Annotated in this window: 1 protein-coding gene; it reads right to left on the reverse strand. The window is 55.4% G+C overall.

The genetic code is table 11. The annotated features are described in order from the left end of the window. Positions 1-838, reverse strand: an 838-nt coding sequence (locus NXS13_RS09320; RefSeq protein WP_259289666.1) for a hypothetical protein, incomplete at its 3' end; no start/stop codon positions are given. Positions 839-915 lie beyond the last annotated feature (77 nt).

Below are 915 nucleotides of genomic sequence, written 5' to 3' on the forward strand. Positions count from 1 at the left end.
GGTCGTCTGCTGCGCGGGCGGCGGCTGCTTGTTCAGCGCCGCGTTTGCGTAGTTGTTCGATTGCGGTGATCGCTGCGTCGACTTCTGGTGTGATTCGTGGCGCGATCGCTCCTACCTTTTCAGCAGCTGATGCCATAGTTTCGCTGTTGCTGGCGATGGTGCGGGAGGTTTCGGCTAGTTCTGTGATGGTGTGTACTGCGGCGTCGAAGAATTCCCCTTGGTTCTCAGACTCAATCAAAGACGCAATTCGCATGAGTCTATCTGCGGTTTCTAGGCACGCTTTGCTATAGCCTCTCCACATGTCGGGTAGGGTGTTGGCGTCGTGTGTTTTCGTCGCGTTGAGTCCACTCAGTAGCGATGATAGGGATGCTTCGCGTGCAGCTGTTGGTTCGGTGTAGGTGAAGTCTTGGTAGTTTCTATCAGGGCGCTGTGGGTAAGGAACGTTCGCTATTGCTTCTGGGAGCGTGCTGAACGTGTGGTTGATGGTGGGGTAGAGGGCGGGGGCGGATGTGCCGATGGCTGTTGCCAGTGATTGGGCGAGGTCTTCATCAGTGAAGAGTATTTTCTGGCAGCCGGTTGTAAAGTTCTCGTTGCTCCATTGGATTTGGGCGAGGATTTCTTGCAGTGTTCTTGCCGCGCCGCCGTCTCGGTGGGCGCTGATTTCGCTGTATTCTTGGGCGAGTTGGTTAAGGGCGTTGATGGTGGAAAACCCTCCGAGCCTGTCAGCGAGGGGGTGTTCGAGCAGGCGTTTGCTGAAGGATTCATTCCTTGCGATGATGCTTTCGAGGATGTTGGTTACTTGTTGTGTGGTGGTGGGGTTGAAGGTGATCATGGCCATGGGACTCCGCTGAGGTTGATGAGGTCGATGAGTTTGTCGTGTGAGTGTTGGCAGGTGCTAGCGGCATCGTTGAAGCG

The sequence above is a fragment of the Corynebacterium sp. ES2730-CONJ genome, from assembly GCF_024834055.1.
Lineage (GTDB): Bacteria > Actinomycetota > Actinomycetes > Mycobacteriales > Mycobacteriaceae > Corynebacterium.